The sequence below is a fragment of the Streptococcus oralis subsp. dentisani genome (assembly GCF_002860905.1).
In the GTDB taxonomy this organism is placed as follows: domain Bacteria; phylum Bacillota; class Bacilli; order Lactobacillales; family Streptococcaceae; genus Streptococcus; species Streptococcus oralis_BA.
The window spans coordinates 1-1,551 of the sequence record NZ_PKIG01000015.1 but is presented as its reverse complement, the minus strand read 5'-3'; the positions used below and the strand labels follow the sequence as shown (position 1 = coordinate 1,551).

The 1,551-nt window shown below is 38.4% G+C and carries 1 protein-coding gene; it reads left to right on the top strand.

Annotated features, from left to right (window positions below; genetic code table 11):
- Window positions 1–260: 260 nt before the first annotated feature.
- On the top strand, window positions 261–1,517 hold the full coding sequence (locus tag CYK16_RS10555) for an ISL3 family transposase (RefSeq protein ID WP_101776981.1): 1,257 nt from the start codon (window positions 261–263) through the stop codon (window positions 1,515–1,517).
- Window positions 1,518–1,551 lie beyond the last annotated feature (34 nt).

The following is a 1,551-nucleotide window of genomic DNA, read 5'->3' as shown; positions in this document are numbered from 1 at the left end:
TTTAAGCATAATCTTCCCCTTTCTGTGTACAGTCTAACAGATTCAGAAACACTTTTGGCACATTTCATCCATTCTGCACCCTTTAGCTCCTCAACTGCACAAAAAAGAGAGGTCTTGCCTCTCTCAGGGTTATTTTTCGGCTCTATAATATTTGTAGTGGGTAACCCCCTATGGATATTATGGAGCCTTTTTTGTGTAGAAAAAAAGTCCCATATGACCTATAATGAAAAGCGATCAAACAACTCATTAGAAAGAATCATATGGAACAATTACATTTTATCACAAAACTACTCGATATCAAAGACCCTAATATCCAATTTATGGATATCATCAATAGGGATACACACAAAGAAATCATCGCCAAACTAGACTACGATGCTCCATCTTGTCCTTATTGTGGAAGTCAAATGAAAAAATATGACTTTCAAAAGCCGTCTAAGATTCCTTACCTAGAAACGACTGGTATGCCTACTAGAATTCTTCTGAAAAAGCGTCGTTTCAAGTGCTATCATTGCTCGAAGATGATGGTCGCCGAGACCTCACTCGTCAAGAAGAATCATCAAATTCCTCGTATCATCAACCAAAAGATTGCGCAAAAGCTGATTGAAAAGACTTCTATGACCGATATTGCTCATCAGCTGGCTATTTCAACTTCAACTGTCATTCGTAAGCTCAATGATTTCCACTTTAAGTCTGATTTTTCTTACCTCCCTGAGATTATGTCCTGGGACGAGTACGCTTTTACAAAGGGAAAGATGAGCTTTATTGCACAAGATTTTGACAAGCTCAACATTATCACTGTTCTTGAAGGCAGAACACAGGCTATCATCCGAAATCACTTTCTGCGCTACGAGCGAGCTGTTCGTTGTCAGGTGAAAATCATTACGATGGATATGTTTAGCCCTTACTACGATATTGCCAGTAAACTTTTTCCTAACGCTAAAATCGTTCTTGACCGCTTTCACATTGTCCAACATCTAAGCCGTGCTATGAGTCGTGTCCGTGTCCAAATCATGAATCAATTTGAGCGAAAATCCCATGAATACAAGGCCATCAAACGCTACTGGAAACTCATTCAACAGGATAGTCGTAAACTCAGTGATAAACGATTTTATCGCCCTACTTTTCGTATGCACTTAACGAATAAAGAGATTCTAGACAAGATTTTGAGCTATTCAGAAGACTTGAAACACCACTACAATCTCTATCAACTCTTGCTTTTTCACTTTCAGAACAAGGAACCTGACAAATTCTTCGGACTTATTGAGGACAATCTAAAGCAGGTTCATCATCTTTTTCAGACTGTCTTTAAAACCTTTCTAAAGGACAAAGAGAAAATCGTCAACGCCCTTCAACTCCCCTATTCTAACGCCAAACTGGAAGCGACCAATAATCTCGTTAAACTTATCAAACGAAATGCCTTTGGATTTCGGAACTTTGAAAACTTCAAAAAACGAATTTTTATCGCTCTCAATATCAAAAAAGAAAGGACAAATTTCGTCCTTTCTAGATCTTAGCTTTTCTTCAACCCACTACAGTTGACAAAGAGCC

What these genes read in the sequence shown, in the direction of transcription:
- CYK16_RS10555 (WP_101776981.1), top strand. Translation starts at nt 261, where the DNA reads ATGGAACAATTACATTTTATCACAAAACTACTCGATATCAAAGACCCT.